Here is an 18,612-nt window from a genome sequence, read left to right as displayed (position 1 = left end):
GTAGTCGCGAAGTTTCTGCTCGTTGTTCATGTCTACCTGCCGAGTTCGTTGTCAAGTGCCGCGAAGAGTTCGTCGTCGGTCGCCAGGTCGAGGTCGGCGCCGTCGGCGCCGCCGTCCACCGTCCGAAGCAGGCCGCGCAGTCGCGCGGCGTACCCTCCTGCCGGTCCGTCGCCGTCCGACGGGCCAGCGGCCGAGAGGGCGGCCTCCAGTGCGTCCAGGGCTGCCTGGACCGGGTCTGCCACTTCGCCGACCAGCACACCCCGCAGGTATTCGGCGACGGCTTGGGCGGTCGGGTGGTCGAAGACGAGCGTGCTGGGCAACGGCACGTCGGTGAGGGTGTTCAGCCTGTTGCGCAGTTCCACCGCGGTGAGGGAGTCGAAGCCCAGATCCAGCAGTCCGCGCTGGACGTCGATCGTCCGCGGGGCCGGGTGCGCCAGGACGATGCCGACCTGATCCCTGACGAGGTCGAGCATTAGCTGATGCTGCGCTTCCGCGTCCAGGCCGGTGAGCCGCTGCGCCAGCGGGATCTCCGCCGGAGCGGAAGCACGCCGGCCGGCTCGGCGCTCGGTGCGCACCAGGCCCCGATACAGCTCGGGCAATGCGTCCCCGAGGCTCCGCAGCACCGCGAGGTCGAGTGCCACCGGTGCGAGCACCGGCCGGGTCCCCGCCTCGCCTGCGGCTTGTGGCGCCTTGGCTCCGGCCAGGGCCGCATCGAGGGCCACGAGGGCCCGGTCGGTCGGCATCGGCAGGATCCCGTTGCGCGCGAGCCTGGCCCGGTCGGCACGGTCGAGGTCGCTCGCCATGCCGTCCTGCCACATACCCCAGGCGAGGGACACGGCGGGCAGGCCCTCGGCACGCCGGTGTTCGGCGAGCGCGTCCAGGAAGGTGTTACCGGCGGCGTAGTTGCCCTGTCCGGCGTTGCCCACCAGGCCGGCGACGGAAGAGAACAGGACGAAGTCCGTCAGCTCCAGTCCAGCGGTCAGCTCGTGCAGGTTCCAGGCGGCTTCCACCTTCGGCCGCAGGACCCGGAAGAGGCTCTGCGGGCTCATGGCCTCCAGCGTGGCGTCCTCGACGACTCCGGCCGCGTGCACGACCGCGGTGAGCGGGTGCTCGTCCGGGATCGAGGCGAGCAGCCCGGCCAGCGCGTCGCGGTCGGCCGCGTCGCATGCCGCGACCCGCACGTCCGCGCCGAGCGCTGTCAGTTCGGCGACCAGGTCCTCCGCCCCGCCTCGCCGGCTGGTGAGCAGCAGGCGACGGGCTCCGCGGCCGGTCACCAGGTGCCGGGCGACCTGGGCTCCCAGTGCGCCCGTGCCACCGGTGATCAGCACCGTACGCTCCGGGTCGAACGCGTCGTCGACGTCCGGGGTCCGGACCGGGGACGGGACCTTGGCGAGCCGGGTCACGTAGGCCTGTCCCTCGGACAGTTCGAGCCGCGGCCGGGGGTCGGCCAGGGCCGCGGCCAGCAGCTCACGGCCGGCCGGCAGGCCGTCCGTGATCACGTGCTGGAAACGTCCCGGGTGTTCCGACTCGGCGGTCCGCATCAGCCCGGAGAGTGCGCTGTGCGCCAGTTCCCCGGTGCTGACCACGGCGAGCCGCGCTCCGGCCGGCGCGTCGGTTGTGAGCCACTGCCGCAGTACCGCGAGCACCTCCTCCGTGACCGGGCCCGTCTCCTGCGGAGTGGCCGGGCGTACCGGAAGGACCACCACGTCGGGTGCGGGCGCGCCGCCCGCCGTCGAGGCGGCCAGGTCGGCGAGGTCCGTGTGGTGCTCGGCGGCGAGTCCAAGGTCGGTCTCGCCGAGGACAACGATGGTCGTGTCGCCACCGGTGGACAGTTCCACGCCGGCCCGTTCCACCGCGTACACGAGCTGGTCGGAGGGGCGGGTCAGCGCGGTCCCGGCCGGCAGGGCCCGCAGGGCGAGCGAGGCGACGGTGGCGACCGGCGCCCCCGTGTCGTCGGCGATGCCGACCGCGACCGTTCCGTCCGGGCCGGCCGACAGCTTGACCCGCAGAGTGCCGGTCCTGGATCCGGTCAGCTGGACGCCGCCGAAGGAGAAGGGCAACCGCAGTCCGGCCGACTCCTCCAGGAGCAGTGCGTGCAACGCGGCGTCGAACAGTGCCGGGTGCAGAGCGAATCCATCAGGGTCGGCGGACAGCCCTACCTCGGCATAGAGGTCCTCGCCCGAACGCCATGCCGCCTGCAGGCCCTGGAAGGCGGGGCCGTAGTCGTAGCCCCGGTCGGCGAGGCGGTCGTACAGGTCCTCGACCGGCAGGCTTTCGGCGCCGGCCGGAGGCCAGGACGCGAGGTCGGGTTCGGGGCTGCCGGGAACGGCGGCCACCACGGTTCCGGTGGCGTGCCGGTTCCAGACGTCGCCTTCCTGTTCGCCGCGCGAGTGGACGGTGACCGGCCTGCGGCCGTCTTGGTCGGGGCCGCCGACGGTGATCTGGAGCTGGAGCGCACCCTCGTCGGGAAGGACCAGAGGTGCCTGGAGGGCGAGTTCCTCCAGGCGCTCGCAGCCGAGCGAGGCGCCCGCGTGGAGGGCGAGCTCCACCAGGGCCGTGCCCGGAACCAGCAGCGTGCCGGCGACCACATGGTCGGCGAACCAGGGGTGGCTGCGGGCCGAGATCCGGCCGGTGAACAGGACACCGTCGGAGTCGGCGAGCACAACCGCCGCCCCGAGCAGCGGGTGCCGTGCGGAATCGAGTCCGGCTGAGCTGACGTCGCCGCCGCCGGGCCCCTCCGTGAGCCAGTAGCGCCGGCGCTGGAACGGGTAGGTCGGCAGGTCCGCGGCCGGTCCGGCGTGCTCGCCGAACAGTGCGCGCCAGTCCACCGGCACGCCCCGTACGTGGGCGTGGGCCAGGGCGGTGACGGCGGTGTGCGGCTCGTGGCGCCCGCCGCGCAGCACCGGGACCAGGAGCGATCCTGCGTCGAGGAAGTCCTGCCCCATCGCGCTGAGCACGCCGTCCGGGCCGAGCTCCAGGAAGGTCCGTACGCCTTCGGCTTCCAGGGCGCGTGCCGCGTCCAGGAAGCGCACGGGCTGACGGACGTGCCGGACCCAGTACTCGGGCGTGGCCAGTTCCTCGGCGGCGACCGGCTGCCCGGTCAGAGTGGAGACGATCGCGATGGTGGGCGCGGCGAACGTGAGCCCCTTCGCGACCGTTTGGAACTCGTCCAGCATCGCGTCCATGTGCGGGGAGTGGAAGGCATGGCTGACGCGCAGTCGCTTCGTCTTGCGTCCCTGGGCCAAGAGTTCGGCTCCGACGGCCTCCACGGCTTCCACGTCGCCCGAGAGCACCACGGAGGTGGGGCCGTTGACGGCGGCGATGCCCAGCAGGTCCTCCCGTCCGGCGAGCAGCGGCAGCACCTCCTGCTCCTCGGCCTGCACGGCGAGCATCGCGCCGCCGCCGGGCAGTGCCTGCATCAGCCGGCCGCGGGCCGCGACGAGTTGCGCCGCGTCCGCCAGCGAGAGGACGCCGGCAACGTGCGCGGCGGCCAGCTCACCGATGGAGTGGCCCGCGAGGAAGTCCGGCCGTACGCCCCAGCCCTCGAGGAGCCGGAAGAGCGCGACCTCGGTCGCGAACAGGGCGGCCTGCGTGAAACCGGTCTGGTCCAGCGGAGCCGGGTCCTCACCGAAGAGGACGTCGAGCAGCGGCGTTTCCAGCCATCGGTCGAGCTCTTCGCATACGGCGTCCAGGGCCGCGGCGTAGGCGGGGTAGGCGGCGTACAGATCCCGGCCCATGCCGAGTCGCTGGCTGCCCTGGCCGGTGAAGAGGAAGGCCGTACGGCCGTCCACGGGTGTGCCCCGCACGGCGAGTGCCGCGCATCCGTCGACCGCTTCGGTGGCGGTGGAGGCCACCACCACGGCGCGGTGCGGCAGTCCGGCCCGTCCGACGGCCAGGGTCCGGCCGGTCGATGCCAGGTTTTGCTGCCCGATGTCGGCGAGGGCCGCGCCCACCTGGTCGGCCTGAGCCAGCAGGACCGCTTCGTTGTGCCCGGACAGCAGCAGCGGCACGACCGGCATCGGCTCGGCCGCCGGTACCGTGCCCTCAGTCGGCGGCTGCTCCACGATGACGTGGGCGTTGGTACCGCTGATGCCGAAGGAGGACACGCCTGCCCGGCGCGGCCGCTCGGACTCGGGCCACGGCACCGCCTGGCTGAGCAGTTCCACCTCGCCGGCGGACCAGTCCACGTGCGGGCTGGGCTCGTCGATGTGGAGGCTCTTGGGGAGCACCCCGTGCTGCATCGCCATGACCATCTTGATGACGCCGGCCACACCGGCGGCGGCCTGGGAGTGTCCGATGTTGGACTTCAGGGAGCCCATCAGGAGGGGCGACAGGCGCTCCTGCCCGTAGGTGGCGAGGACGGCCCGGGCCTCGATCGGGTCGCCCAGCGTGGTGCCGGTGCCGTGGGCCTCCAGCGCGTCGACGTCCGCGGTGGTCAGGCCCGCGTTGGTCAGGGCTTGGCGGATCACCCGCTCCTGGGAGGGGCCGTTGGGGGCGGTGAGGCCGTTGCTCGCACCGTCCTGGTTGACGGCGGTTCCGCGGATCACGCCGAGGATCTTGCGGCCGTTGCGCTGGGCATCGGAGAGCCGTTCCAGCAGGAGGATTCCGGCGCCTTCGGCCCAGGCCGCCCCGTCCGCCTGAGCGGAGAAGGACTTGCACCGGCCGTCCGGTGCCAGGCCGCGTTGCCGGCTGAACTCCACGAACATGGTGGGCGCGGCCAGTACGGTCACCCCACCGGCCAGGGCCAGCCCGCATTCGCCGTTGCGCAGCGCCTGGGCCGCGAGGTGGATGGAGACGAGCGAGGAGGAGCAGGCGGTGTCGACGGTGATCGCCGGCCCCTGCAGGCCGAAGGTGTAAGCGACGCGGCCGGAGGCGACACTGACCGTGCTGCCGACCGACAGGTAGCCCTCCAGGGCCTCGGGGGCGTCCTTCAGACGGGCCGCGTAGTCGTTGGCCATGACACCGGCGAACACACCGGTCTGGCTGCCCTTGAGAGAGGTCGGGTCGATGCCCGCACGCTCGAAGGCCTCCCAGCAGACTTCCAGCAGCAGGCGCTGCTGCGGGTCGATGGCGGTGGCCTCCCGGTCGCTCACCCCGAACAACTCGGGGTCGAACTGCGGAGCCTCGTAGAGGAATCCGCCGTGCCGGGTGTACGAGGTGCCCACGTGGTCGGGGTCCGCGTCGAACAGACCGTCCAGGTCCCAGCCGCGGTCGTCCGGGAAGGGGCCGATGGCGTCCCGCTCGTCGGACAGCAGCGCCCACAGCTCCTCCGGCGAGCTGACCTCGCCCGGGTAGCGGCAGGCCATCGCGACGATCGCGATTGGCTCGTCGGAGGCGCCGACGACCGCTTCGGCCTCGGCGACCGCGGCGGCCGAGCCGAGCAGTTCGTTCCGCAGGAAACCGGCCAGCTCGACCGTGTTCGGGTAATCGAACACCAGCGTGGCGGGCAGCTTCAACCCTGCGGCCGCGTTCAGCCGGTTGCGCAGTTCCACTGCCTTGAGCGAGTCGAAGCCCAACTCGTTGAAGGCCCGGTCGGGCGCGACCTGATCGGCGTCGGTGTGCCCCAGTACGGAGGCCACCACGCCGCGCACCAGTTCCAGCAGCGCGCGCTCCTGGTCCTGGAAGCCCAAAGGTGCCAGGCGTTCCCGTAGGGAATTCCCGCCCGCCTGCTCGCCGACGGCGGCGCGCCGCGCCGGACGCACCAGGCCGTGGAAGAGCGCGGGCAGCGTGCCGTCCGCGCTCTGTGCCCGCAGTCCGGTGTAGTCCAGCAGCGCCGGAACGAGCACCGGCCGACGGGTCGCGAGCGCCGCGTCGAACAACGCCAACCCCTGCTCGCTGCCGATCGGGGCGATGCCGCCCCGGGACATGCGGGCCAGGTCGGCGTCGGTCAGGTGACCGGTCATCCCACTGCCCTCGGCCCACAGACCCCAGGCCAGCGACGTACCGGGCAGGCCCAGGGCCTGGCGGTGATGCGCGAGGGCGTCCAGATAGGTGTTGGCCGCAGCGTAGTTGGCCTGTCCCGCGGTGCCGACCGTACCGGCCAGCGAGGAGAACAGGACGAACGCGTCCAGCTCCAGGTCGGCTGTCAGCTCGTGCAGGTGCCGGGCGGCATCGACCTTGGGACCCAGCACGGTGTCGAGCTGCTCGGCCGTGAGGGCGTGCAGCGTGCCGTCGTCGAGGACGCCGGCGGTGTGCAGGACGGCGGTGAGCGGGTGCTCCGAGGCGATCGCGTCCAGCATCGCGGCGACCGCCGTGCGGTCGGCGGTGTCACAGGCGACCACGGACACGTCGGCTCCGTGAGCCGTGAGTTCGGCCTCCAGCTCCAGCATGCCCGCCGCGTCCCTGCCGCGGCGGCTCGCCAGCAGCAGGTGCCGTACGCCGTGTTCGGCGACGAGGTGGCGGGCGAACAGCCGGCCCAGGGTGCCGGTGGCGCCCGTGATGAGCACGGTGCCCTCGGGGTTCAGGGCGGGCACGGTGCCACCGGCCGTGGGCGACTGGACCAGCCGCGGTACGAGCAGTGCCCCGTCCCGCAGGCTCATCTGCGCGTCCGGTACGGCCAGCGCACGGCCGAGCTCGGCCTCGGAGAGGTCCCAGTCCGTCAGGTCCAGCAGCCCGAACCGGTCGGGGTTCTCGGCCATGGCGGTACGCACCAGCCCCCACACGGGAGCCGAGCTGAGGCCGGCCTCCGTGCGGGCGGTGGTCGCGTCACGGGTCACGAACACCAGGCGCGAGTCGGCGAACCGCTCCTCGGCGAGCCACTCCTGAGCCAGCCGCAGGGCCCGGTGTGCCACGGCGCCGGGGCCGTCCTCACCGGAGAAGGGGACCACGACGAGCGGCGGGGTTGCGACCATGCCGGCGAGGTCCGAGTAGCTGCCCAGAGGGGCGGGCAGACCGTGACTGGACTCGTCGAGGACCGCCCATTCGGCGGCCGGGGCGGCCTGCGGGGCGGCCGTCCACTCCACCTGGAGCAGCGGCTGGCGGGGGGTGCCCGAGCCGGCCAGCTGTGCGGGGTCCATGGCGCGCAGGCTGAGCGTCTGCACCGACGCGATCGGCGCACCGCTCGCGTCGGCGAGGGACAGGGCGGCACCCGAGCCTTCCGGGGTGATCCGTACGCGCAGCACGCTGGCGTTCACCGCGTGCAGCCGAACGCCGGTCCAGGCGAACGGCAGCACCAGGCGGCCGTCCTCCGCGAGCGCCAGCGGGTGCAGGGCGGCGTCGAGGAGGGCCGGGTGGATCCCGAACTCGCCCGGGAGGACGTCCTTCGGGAGCGCGACCTCCGCGAACATCTCCTGGCCGGCGCGCCACAGCGCCCGCAGGCCCTGGAAGGTGGGTCCGTACTGGAAGCCCCGCTCGGCGAGCGTGTCGTACGCCACGGTCAGGTCGACCGGCTCGGCGCCGGCCGGGGGCCAGGCGGTGTCGGCCGGTACGCCCGCGCGTCCTTCCGCGTGACCCAGTACGCCGGTGGCGTGCAGGGTCCACGGGTGGATCGCGGCGTCGTCGGACTCGGGCTCCGGCCGGGAGTGGACCGACAGCGCGCGCCGGCCCTCCTCGTCCGGGGCGTCGACCACGACCTGGAGCTGTACTCCGCCGCGGCCGGCCAGCACCAGCGGTGCCTGGAGGGTCAGCTCGTCGAGCTGGTCCAGGCCCGTGTGGTCACCCGCCCGGACGGCGAGGTCCACGAAGGCAGTGCCTGGGAGCAGCACCGTGCCGGCGACGGCGTGGTCCGCCAGCCAGGGCTGGGTGTTCACGGCGATCCTGCCGCTCAGGACCAGCTTGTCCTCGTCGGCCGTCCAGAGCGCGGCGCCGATGAGCGGGTGCCGCTCGGCGGCCATGCCGAGCCCGCCCGCGTCCCCGACCGGCGCCGGGCCCTCCAGCCAGTGGCGCCGGCGCTGGAAGGGGTAGGTCGGCAGGTCGACGACCGCGCCGGGTCCGCCGACCACGGCAGCCCAGTCGAGCGGGGCGCCCCAGACGTGGGCCTGCGCCGCGGAGGCGAGGAAGTCGTCGAGTCCACCCTCGTCACGGTGGAGCGAGGGCACGGTGACGGCGCTGTCGTACGACGTGTCGTCGATCGTCTCCTGGAGCGCGACGGTCAGCACCGGGTGGGCGCTGGCCTCGATGAAGACGCGGTGGCCCTGGTCGAGCAGGGTGCGGGTGGCCTCCTCCAGCTGGACGGTCTGGCGCAGGTTGCGGAACCAGTACGAGCCGTCGAGCTCCGTGCCGTCCAGCGGCTGCCCGGTGACGGTGGAGTGGAAGGGCACCGTGACGGCGCGCGGGGTGAGCGAGGACAGGGCGTCGAGGAGCTCGTCCCGCAGGCTTTCGACGTGTGCGGAGTGGGAGGCGTAGTCGACCGGGATGCGCTTGGCGCGCATGTTGTTGTCCTTGCAGTGGGCGACCAGCTCCTCAAGAGCCGTCACCTCTCCGGCGACCACCACGGAACGCGGTCCGTTGTGTGCGGCGATGTCGATGGCGCCGTCCCAACGGGTGATGAGTTCGCGGACCTCGTCGGCCGGCAGGGCCACCGACACCATCCCGCCCGTACCCGCCAGCTTCACGATCGCCCGGCTGCGCAACGCCACGACCTTCGCCGCGTCGTCCAGCGACAGCGCCCCGGACACCGCGGCCGCCGCTATCTCACCCTGCGAGTGGCCGATCACCGCATCCGGTTCGATGCCCACCGAACGCCACAACGCGGCCAGGGACACCATCACCGCCCACAGCGCGGGCTGCACCACCTCCACCCGGTCGAAGCCGGGCGCACCCTCCTCACCGCGCAGGACGTCCAGCAGCGACCAGTCCGTGAACGGCGCCAACGCCCGCTCGCACTCTGCCAGCCGGGCGGCGAACACCGGTGAGGAGTCGAAGAGTTCCAGCGCCATGCCCTGCCACTGCGAACCCTGACCCGGGAACACGAACACCGTCTTGCCCGGACCCGTGACCGCGCCCTGCACCAGGTTCGCCGCGGACCCGCCCGAGGCCAGCGCCTCAAGACCCGCCAACAGCTCATCCCGGCCGGCGCCCGAAACCGCCGCCCGGACGGGCAGGTGCGGGACCCGGGTCGCGAGAGCCGAAGCCACCCGCGCCGGGTCGACGGTCTCCGAGGCCAGCACCTCACGCACCTGGCCGGCACGCGCCGCCAGGGCCGCCTCGCTCTTCGCCGAGACCACCAGCGGAAGCCCCGCCACCACCGGCTCGACGGCCACGACCGGCTCCGGGCCCTGCTCCAGGACCACATGGGCGTTCGTGCCACTGATGCCGAACGAGGACACGGCCGCACGACGCGGTCGCGCCACCTCCGGCCATGCCCGACGCTCGGTGACCAGCTCCACCGCACCCGTCGACCAGTCGACGTGCGGTGTCGGCTCGTCCACGTGCAGCGTCGCCGGAAGCTCACCGTTACGCATCGCCATCAGCATCTTGATGATGCCCGCGACACCCGCGGCAGCCTGCGTGTGACCGATGTTCGACTTGATCGATCCCAGACGCAGCGGCTCTGCGCGGTCCTGGCCGTAGGTGGCCAGCAGCGCGTTGGCCTCGATCGGGTCACCGAGCCGGGTACCGGTGCCGTGCGCCTCGACGGCGTCCACCTCGTGCGGAGCCAGACGGGCGTTGGCGAGGGCCTGGCGGATGACGCGTTCCTGCGAGGGCCCGTTGGGGGCGGTGAGGCCGTTGCTCGCACCGTCCTGGTTGACCGCGGAACCACGGATCACGCCAAGGATGTTGTGGCCGAGCCGCTGAGCGTCCGACAGACGCTCCAGCACCAGCATGCCCGCGCCCTCGGCCCAACCCGTACCGTCCGCCGAAGCCGCGAACGACTTGCACGTCCCGTCCGGCGACAGACCACGCTGACGCGAGAACTCGACAAAGGTCGTCGGAGTGGACATCACAGTGACACCGCCGGCCAGTGCCATCGAGCACTCGCCCTGGCGCAGCGCCTGAGCGGCCAGGTGCACCGCCACCAGCGACGAGGAACACGCCGTGTCCAGCGTCACCGCCGGCCCCTCGAAGCCGAACGTGTAGGCCACCCGGCCCGACAGGACGCTCCCGATCGTGCCCGTCAGCAGATGCCCCTCGAAGCCCTCCGGAGCACTCCCCAGCCGCGACCCGTAGTCGTTGTACATCACACCCGCGTAGACACCGGTCGAGGAACCGCGCAGCGAGGCGGGGTCGACTCCCGCGCGCTCCAGCGCCTCCCAGGCGACCTCCAGCAGCACACGCTGCTGCGGGTCGGTCGCGATCGCCTCACGTGGGCTCAGTCCGAAGAACTCGGCATCGAACTCGGCGGCCTCGTAGAGGAATCCGCCCTTGCGCGTGTACGACTTGCCGATTTTCTCGGGGTCCGGGTCGAAGAGGCCTTCGACGTCCCAGCCGCGGTCGGACGGGAACTCGTCGATCGCGTCCCGGCCCTGCGCCACGAGCCGCCACAGGTCCTCCGGCGAGGCGACTCCGCCCGGGTAGCGGCACCCCATGCCGACCACGGCGATCGGCTCGTCCAGTCCCGCAGCGTGGGCGGTCACCGACGACACGACCGCCGTTCCGGTCGCTTCAAGCCGGTCCAGCAGGAAGTCCGCCACCGCCTGGGGCGAGGGGTGGTCGAACACGAGGGTGGTGGGCAGGCGCAGCCCGGTCACCGAGATGAGCCGGTTGCGCAGTTCGACACCCGTGAGGGAGTCGAAGCCGATGTCCATGAAGGCCTTGGCCGGGTCGATGTCGGCGTTGGCCCCGTGCCCGAGAACCAGCCCCACGGTCTCCCGTACGGTCCGCAGGACGGCCTGCGCCCGCTCCTCCGCTGCCAGTGCGATCAGCCGCTGGACCCATGACGAGTCGGCGCCGGCCGCCTGTCGGCGCCGGCCGCGGACCAGGCCGGTGAACAGCTCGGGGAGTGCGTTCTCCGCGGCCCGGGCGCGCAGGGCGGCCAGATCGAGTTCGGCGGGGACCAGCAGCGGCTCCGCCGAGGCGAGCGCCGCGTCGAACAGATCGAGACCCAGTTCCGGCGTCAGCGGGACGATTCCACTCCGCTTCCACCGCGCGACGTCGGCGTCGGCGAGGGTTGCGGCCATGCCGTCGGCGCTGTCCCACAGGCTCCACGCGAGGGAGATGGCAGGCAGGTTCTGGGTGCGGCGGTGCTGGGCGAGGGCGTCGAGGAAGGTGTTGGCCGCCGCGTAGTTGCCCTGGCCGGCGTTGCCCATGAGACCCGCGATGGACGAGAACATGACGAACGAGGCGAGGCCGAGGGACTCGGTGAGGCGGTGGAGGTTCCAGGCCGCGTCCACCTTGGGACGCATCACCCGCTCCAGCTGGCCGGCCGTCAGCGAGGCGACCGTCGTGTCATCCAGGACACCCGCCGTATGCACCACGGCGGTCAGCGGACGCTCGACCGCGACCTCGTCCAGCAGACCCGCCACCGCGTCGAAGTCCGACACGTCACAGGCCGCCACCCGAGCCCGGGCGCCCAACCCCGCCAGCTCCGCCACGAACTCGGCGGCACCCGGGGTCTCGCCACCGCGACGCGACACCAGCAGCAGGTGCCGGGCACCGTGGTGCGTCACCAACCGGCGCGCCACCAGACGGCCCAACGTTCCCAGAGCACCGGTCACCAGGACCGTACCCTCCGGATCCAGGCCCTCCACCGCACCCGCCACGACACCCGCGGCACGCGTCAGACGCGGCACGAACAACTCGCCGCCCCGCACCGCCACCTCAGGCTCACCCGAAGCCAACACGGCAGGCAGCAGCTCCGGACCGTCCTCGTCCACGTGGGCGAGGACCAGGCGGTCGGGCTCCTCGGTCTGCGCAGTACGGATCAGGCCCACGAGCGGGGCCGTGTGCAGCGCGCCGTCCGGCACCACGAGGACGAGGCGGCTCTCCCCGAACTGCGGGGCGGCCAGCCATTCCCGCACCGCCTCCAGCCCGCGCGCCGCCGTGGCGTGGGTCTGGTCGAGTACATCACCGGTGGTACCGGCGGCGAGCTCCTGCCCGCCGATCACCACGAACTCCGGAACGGCGGATCCGGCGTCAACCGCGGCGCCGAGCGCGGCGAGGTCGGCGTAGGGCGCCTCGCCCAGCCGGACCCACCGCTGGTCGGCGACCGGCTCGGCCGCCGGGAGGGCCTCCCAGGCCACCCGGTACAGGGACTCCACGCCCGGGCCGGCAACGGCGAGCTGATCGCGGGCGATCGGCCGCAGGGCGACCGACTCGATCGCCGCCACCGGAGCGCCGGCGCCGTCGGCGAGAGCCAGACGGGCCGTGTCCTGGCCGGTACGGGTCCAGCGCACACGCAGCACCGTGGCACCGACCGCGTGCAGTACGAAGCCCGAGAACGAGAACGGCAGACGGATCATGCTGTCGTCCTGCGCCGAGGCCGCGCCCTCCAGCACGAGTACGAGCGGGTGCAGAACCGCGTCGAGCGCGGCGGGGTGCACGCCGAAGCGCGCGGCGTCGGTGTGGAGCTGGTCGGGCAGGGCGACCTCGGCGAAGAGGTCGTCGCCGGCGCGCCAGGCGGCGCGCAGGCCGTGGAAGGCCGGCCCGTAGCCGTAGCCCAAGTCGTCGAGGCGGTCGTAGACGCCGTCCAGCGCGATGGGGGTGCCATCGGCCGGGGGCCACTGGTCCAGGGAAACGCCCGGCGAGGGGACGGAGGACGTGAGCAGGCCGGCCGCGTGGGCGGTCCACTGCTCTTCGCCGGTCCGCGAGTACACGGTGAACTGACGATCGCCGCGCGCGTCGGCCCGGTCGACGGTCAGCCGCAGCTGAGCGCCCGTCTTCTCCGACAGGATCAGGGGTGTCTGGAGGGTGAGTTCCTCGACGGTGGCGTAACCCAGCTGCTCGGCCGTGGTGCCCGCCAGTTCCAGGAACACCGTCCCCGGAACCAGGACCGTCCCACCGATCGCGTGATCAGCCAGCCATGGATGCGAAGACAACGACACCGAAGCGGAGAATTGCACCGCGTCACCGTCGGGCTCCGTGATCATCGCAGCCAGCAACGGATGATCAACGGCCGTCAGACCCAGGCCCGCCGCATCACCGGAACGCGGCGCGTCCAACCAGAAACGCTCACGCTGGAACGCATACGTCGGCAGCTCCACCACACCGGAACCCGGCAGGAACGTCTCCCAGTCCACGCCCACTCCATGTGCGTGCACAGCGCCCAGGGCGGCGAGGAGGGAAGGCTTCTCGGCACGGTCCTTGCGCAGCACCGGAACCACGACGATGCCCTCGGTGTCGGCCAGGCACTCGCCCGTCAGACCCGCGAGAGTCCCGTCGGGACCCAGCTCCACGAACGCCGTCACACCAAGCCCGGCCAGCGTGGCGATGCCGTCGGCGAAACGGACGGCCGAACGGGCCTGAGCAGCCCAGTACTCGGCAGTGAATTCCTCAACCACGTCACCGGTGACGTTCGAGACGATCGGGATCCGGGGAGCCGCATGGGTCAGACTCCGGGCGACCTCGGTGAGCTCCGCCAGCATTCCGTCCAGGTGCGCGGAGTGGAAAGCATGGCTCACCTTCAGCCGCGTCGCCTTCACACCCTCCCCGCGAGCCAGCTCCAGGACTTCGAGGATTGCCGTCTCGTCACCGGAAATCACGGTGCTGGTGGGGCTGTTGAGCCCGGCCACATCCACACCGGAGCGATCCTCGAGCCACCCGGCGACGCGCGCTTCGCCCGTGTTCAGGGCAACCATCGCCCCACCCTCGGCAACACCGTCCATCAAACGCGCCCGCGCACACACCAGACGCGCCGCGTCCTCAAGCGACAGCACACCCGCCACATGGGCCGCCGCCAGCTCACCCACCGAATGACCCACCAGGTAATCCGGGGTCACCCCGTGATGAGACAGCAGACGGAACAGGGCCACCTCGATTGCGAACAACGCCGGCTGAGTGAAGGCCGTCCGCTGCAGCAGTTCCGGCTCACCCTCGATCACATCGGCGAGCGAACGGTCCAAGTGGACGTCCAACGCCGCGACAACCTCGTCGAACGCGGCCGCGAACACCGGCTCCGCCGCGTACAACTCACGGCCCATGCCCACACGTTGACTACCCTGCCCGGAGAACAGGAACGCCAGCGAACCCGGCGAGACGGCCTCGCCCGGGGTCAGCGCCCGCAGAGCGTCCAGGAGTTCCTCACGGGTCTCCCCCACGACCACCGCACGGTGATCGAAACGAGCTCGCGACACGGCCAGCGAACGGCCCACAGCCACCACGTCCAGCTCCGGCCGCTCCTCCAGGAACGACACCAGCCGATCCGCCTGCTCCGACAGAGCAGCCGCCGACGTTCCCGACACCACCCACGGCACCGGTCCCGGCACCGACGGCTCCTCCACCGGAGCTTCGCTCTCGGTGACCTGTTCGACGATGAGGTGTGCGTTGGTACCGCTGATACCGAAGGACGAGATGCCAGCCCGGCGGGGACGGTCGAGCTCCGGCCACTGCTGGGTCTGCGTCAGCAGCTTGACCGCGCCGGCCGACCAATCGACGTGCGAGGTCGGCTCGTCCACGTGCAGCGTCGCCGGGAGCACCCCGTGACGCGTGGCCATGACCATCTTGATGACGCCCGCGACACCCGCCGCGGCCTGCGTGTGACCGATGTTCGACTTCAGCGAGCCGAGCCGAAGCGGCTCTTCGCGGTCCTGGCCGTAGGTGGCCAGCAGCGCCTGCGCCTCGATCGGGTCGCCGAGCTTGGTGCCCGTGCCGTGCGCTTCCACCGCGTCCACCTCGGACGCCGACAGGCGGGCGTTGGCCAGCGCGGCGCGGATGACCCGCTCCTGCGAAGGCCCGTTCGGGGCCGAAAGACCGTTGCTCGCACCGTCCTGGTTCACGGCGGAACCACGGATCACCGCCAGCACCTGGTGCCCGTTGCGCTCCGCGTCCGACAGCCGCTCCAGCACCAGTAGACCCACGCCCTCGGCCCAGCCCGTACCGTCCGCCGACGAGGAGAACGCCTTGCACCGCCCGTCCGGCGCCAGCCCGCGCTGCCGGGAGAACTCCACGAACATGCCGGGTGTGGCCATGACGGACACACCGCCGGCGATGGCCACCGAGGACTCGCCCTGGCGCAGCGACTGCGCGGCGAGGTGCAGCGCGACGAGCGAGGACGAGCAGGCGGTGTCGACCGTCACCGCCGGCCCTTCCAGCCCGAAGGTGTAGGCCAGCCGGCCCGAGGCCACACTGGCGGTGTTGCCCGTCAGCAGGTAGCCGTCGTATCCGCCGGACGGCTCGTGCAGCCGCGGCCCGTACTCCTGTGCTGTCGCGCCCACGTACACGCCGGTGCGGGTCCCGCGCAGCGCGGCAGGGTCGATGCCCGCCTGCTCGAAGGCCTCCCAGGCCGTCTCCAGCAGCAGCCGCTGCTGGGGCTCCATCGCCGCCGCCTCGCGGGGGCTGATGCCGAAGAACTCGGCATCGAACCGGTCCGCGTCGTGCAGGAAACCGCCTTGGGTGGCGTAGGTCTTGCCGGGGCTGTCCGGATCGGGGGTGAAGAGCGAATCGAGGTCCCAGCCCCGGTTGGTCGGGAATGCGCCGACCGCGTCGACCTCGCTGCAGACCAGACGCCACAGGTCCTCAGGAGAGGCGACCCCGCCCGGCATCCGGCATGCCATGCCCACGATCGCGATCGGCTCGTCAAGGGCTATGGCCTCGTACTCGTCGTCATCCTGGCCCTGGTCCAGTCCGAGGAGCTGACCACTGAGGTGTTCGGCGAGTACGGCCGGGGTCGGGTGGTTGAAGAGGAGGCCGGAGGGCAGCGACAGCCCGGTGGCCTTGCTCAGCGCGTTCCGGAGTTCGACGGAGGAGACGGAGTCGAAGCCCAGGTCCTTGAAGGTCGTGTCGATGTCCACGTCGCGCGCTGATCCGTAACCGAGCACTGCTGCCGCGTGCGCACGCACCAGCTCCAGTTCATCGCCGCGCGGCGCGGACCGCTTCGGACCGCTCCGCTGTGCCGCGATGGTCCGGACCTGGACCGGCCCGGTCGCCGCACCTTCCAGCCAGAAGCGCTCACGCTGGAAGGCGTACGTGGGCAGGTCCACCAGACCCGAACCCGGCAGAAGGCGCTCCCAGTCCACCTCGACACCGCCTGCGTGCGCCTCTGCGACCGAGGTCAGGAAACGATCCTGTCCGCCGTCGTCGCGCCGCAGCGATCCGACGACAACGGTGCCGCCGACGCCGGCCTCCTCGGCCGTGTCGCTGAGGGCCGAGGTGAGCACCGGGTGGGCACTGACCTCGATGAAGACGTGATGCCCGTCGCCGAGCAGCGCACGGGTGGCCTCTTGCAACCGGACGGTCTGGCGGAGGTTGCGGAACCAGTACCCGCCGTCGAGCTCCTCACCGTTCAGCGGCTGCCCGGTGACGGTGGAGAAGAACGTGATGTCACCGGTGTGCGGCGTGACGTCGGCCAACAGCTCCCGCAGCTCGTCCTCGAGCAAGTCGACGTGGGCGGAGTGAGAGGCGTAGTCGACCGCAATGGTGCGGGCACGGTATCCCTTGGCCTCGCTTTGAGCGACGAGGTCGGCCAGGGCCTCCGGGTCGCCGGAGACGACTGTGCTCGCGGGGCCGTTGTGTGCGGCGATGTCGATGGCGCCGTCCCAACGGGTGATGAGTTCGCGGACCTCGTCGGCCGGCAGGGCCACCGACACCATCCCGCCCGTACCCGCCAGCTTCACGATCGCCCGGCTGCGCAACGCCACGACCTTCGCCGCATCCTCCAGCGACAGCGCCCCCGACACCACAGCCGCCGCGATCTCACCCTGCGAGTGACCGACCACCGCATCCGGCTCCACACCCACCGAACGCCACAACGCCGCCAGCGACACCATCACCGCCCACAACGCCGGCTGCACCACATCCACCCGGTCGAACCCGGGCGCACCCTCCACACCCCGCAACACATCCAGCAACGACCACTGCGTGAACGGCTCCAACGCCCGCTCACACTCCACCAACCGCGCGGCGAACACCGGCGAGGAATCGAAGAGTTCCAGCGCCATGCCCTGCCACTGCGAACCCTGACCCGGGAACACGAACACCGTCTTACCCGGACCATTCGGCACCGCACGACCGGTCACCACACCGGCCGCAGGCACACCCGCGGCCAACGCCCGCAGACTCGCCAGCAGCTCCTCGCGCGTCTCCCCCACAACCACCGCACGGTGATCGAAACGAGCACGCGACACGGCCAGCGAGCGCCCCACCGCCGCGGCATCCAGCCCCGGCTGCTCCTCCAGGAACGACACGAGCCGCCCTGCCTGACCGGCCACTGCCTCAGCCGACTTGCCCGACACCACCCACGGCACCGCACCCGAGCCGGACGCGGCGCCAGGCGACTGCTCCGCCGCGGCCGACTCGGTGTTCCAGTCCGACAGCACGACGTGGCAGTTCGTACCGCCCACACCGAACGAGCTGACACCCGCGTAGAGCGGCTCGTCCGGCCGCGGCCATGCCTCGACGCCGCGCTGTACGGCGAGCTTCAACTCGTCGAACGGAATGTCTGGGTTGGGGGTTTCGAAGTTCAGGCTCGGCACGAGCTCGCGGTGACGGATGCAGAGCGCCGCTTTCAGCAGGCCGACAATGCCGGCGGCACCCTCGAGGTGTCCGACGTTGGTCTTCACCGATCCGACCCGCAGCTCGGCTCCGTCCACGCGGCCGTCACCGAGCACCGCGCCCAGAGCCGACGCTTCGATCGGGTCACCCAGTTTGGTACCCGTGCCGTGCAGTTCGACGTACTGCAGCTGCTCTGCGGACACGTTGGCGCGCGTGTACGCCTGCCGCAGGACATCCTGCTGGCCGGCCGGACTCGGGACGGTGAGACCCTCGGTGGTTCCGTCGTTGTTCATCGCGCTGCCGTGCAGCACGCAGTAGACCGGGTCGCCGTCTGCCACGGCAGCGTGCAGCGGTTTGAGCACGACGAACGCGCCGCCCTCACCGCGTACATATCCGTTCGCCCTCGCGTCGAGGGTGAAGCTGAGGCCGTCCGGTGACAGCGCGCCGAACCGCTCGGCGCTGGTGGTGCTGTCCGGCACCAGGTTGAGGTTGACGCCGCCGGCGATGGCCGTGGTGGACTCGCCGCGGCGCAGGCTCTCGGCTGCCAGGTGCACGGCGACCAGGGAGGAGGACTGGCCGGTGTCCACGGCCGCACTCGGTCCGTGCAGACCCAGGGTGTAGGAAATCCGGTTGGCGATGACGCCGCGGTTGAGACCGGTCAGGGTGTGGCGGGTGATGCCTTCGTCCCCGTGCTGACGCGTGAGGGCGGCATAGTCGTCGGCGATGACGCCGACGAAGACACCGGTCCGGCTGTCGGCGAGATCGGACGGGAGGATCCTGGCGTCCTCCAGTGCCTCCCAGGCGAGTTCGAGCATCAGCCGCTGCTGCGGGTCCATCGACGACGCCTCACGCGGACTGACGCCGAAGAAGCCTGCGTCGAAGCCGCTGACGTCCTCGAGATAGCCCCCTGGCCGAGAGGGCAGTTCGGGGCGGCCCGCCGGGGGCGCGCCGATCGCACTGCGGCCGTCGCGCAGCAACCGCCACAGATGCGCGGGGTTCTCCGAGTGCGGCAGTCGGCAGGACATACCGACGATGGCGATCGCCTCGGCCGATACCGACGTGTCAGCTTGGAATTCAACCATGGTCGAG

General features: G+C 71.8%; 1 protein-coding gene. It reads right to left on the bottom strand.

What is annotated here, in order from left to right; genetic code table 11:
* Positions 1–32: 32 nt before the first annotated feature.
* On the bottom strand, positions 33–18,605 hold the full coding sequence (locus QFZ76_RS49915) for a type I polyketide synthase (protein ID WP_307679869.1): 18,573 nt from the start codon (positions 18,603–18,605) through the stop codon (positions 33–35).
* Positions 18,606–18,612: the final 7 nt, after the last annotated feature.

It is taken from the genome of Streptomyces sp. V4I2 (assembly GCF_030817655.1).
Lineage (GTDB): Bacteria > Actinomycetota > Actinomycetes > Streptomycetales > Streptomycetaceae > Streptomyces > Streptomyces plumbiresistens.
The sequence above is the reverse complement of the archived record's forward strand: the minus strand, read 5'-3'. Positions and strand labels throughout refer to the sequence as shown.

Coding starts and splice junctions, on each gene's coding strand:
- QFZ76_RS49915 (WP_307679869.1), bottom strand. CDS start 18,605: ATGGTTGAATTCCAAGCTGACACGTCGGTATCGGCCGAGGCGATCGCC.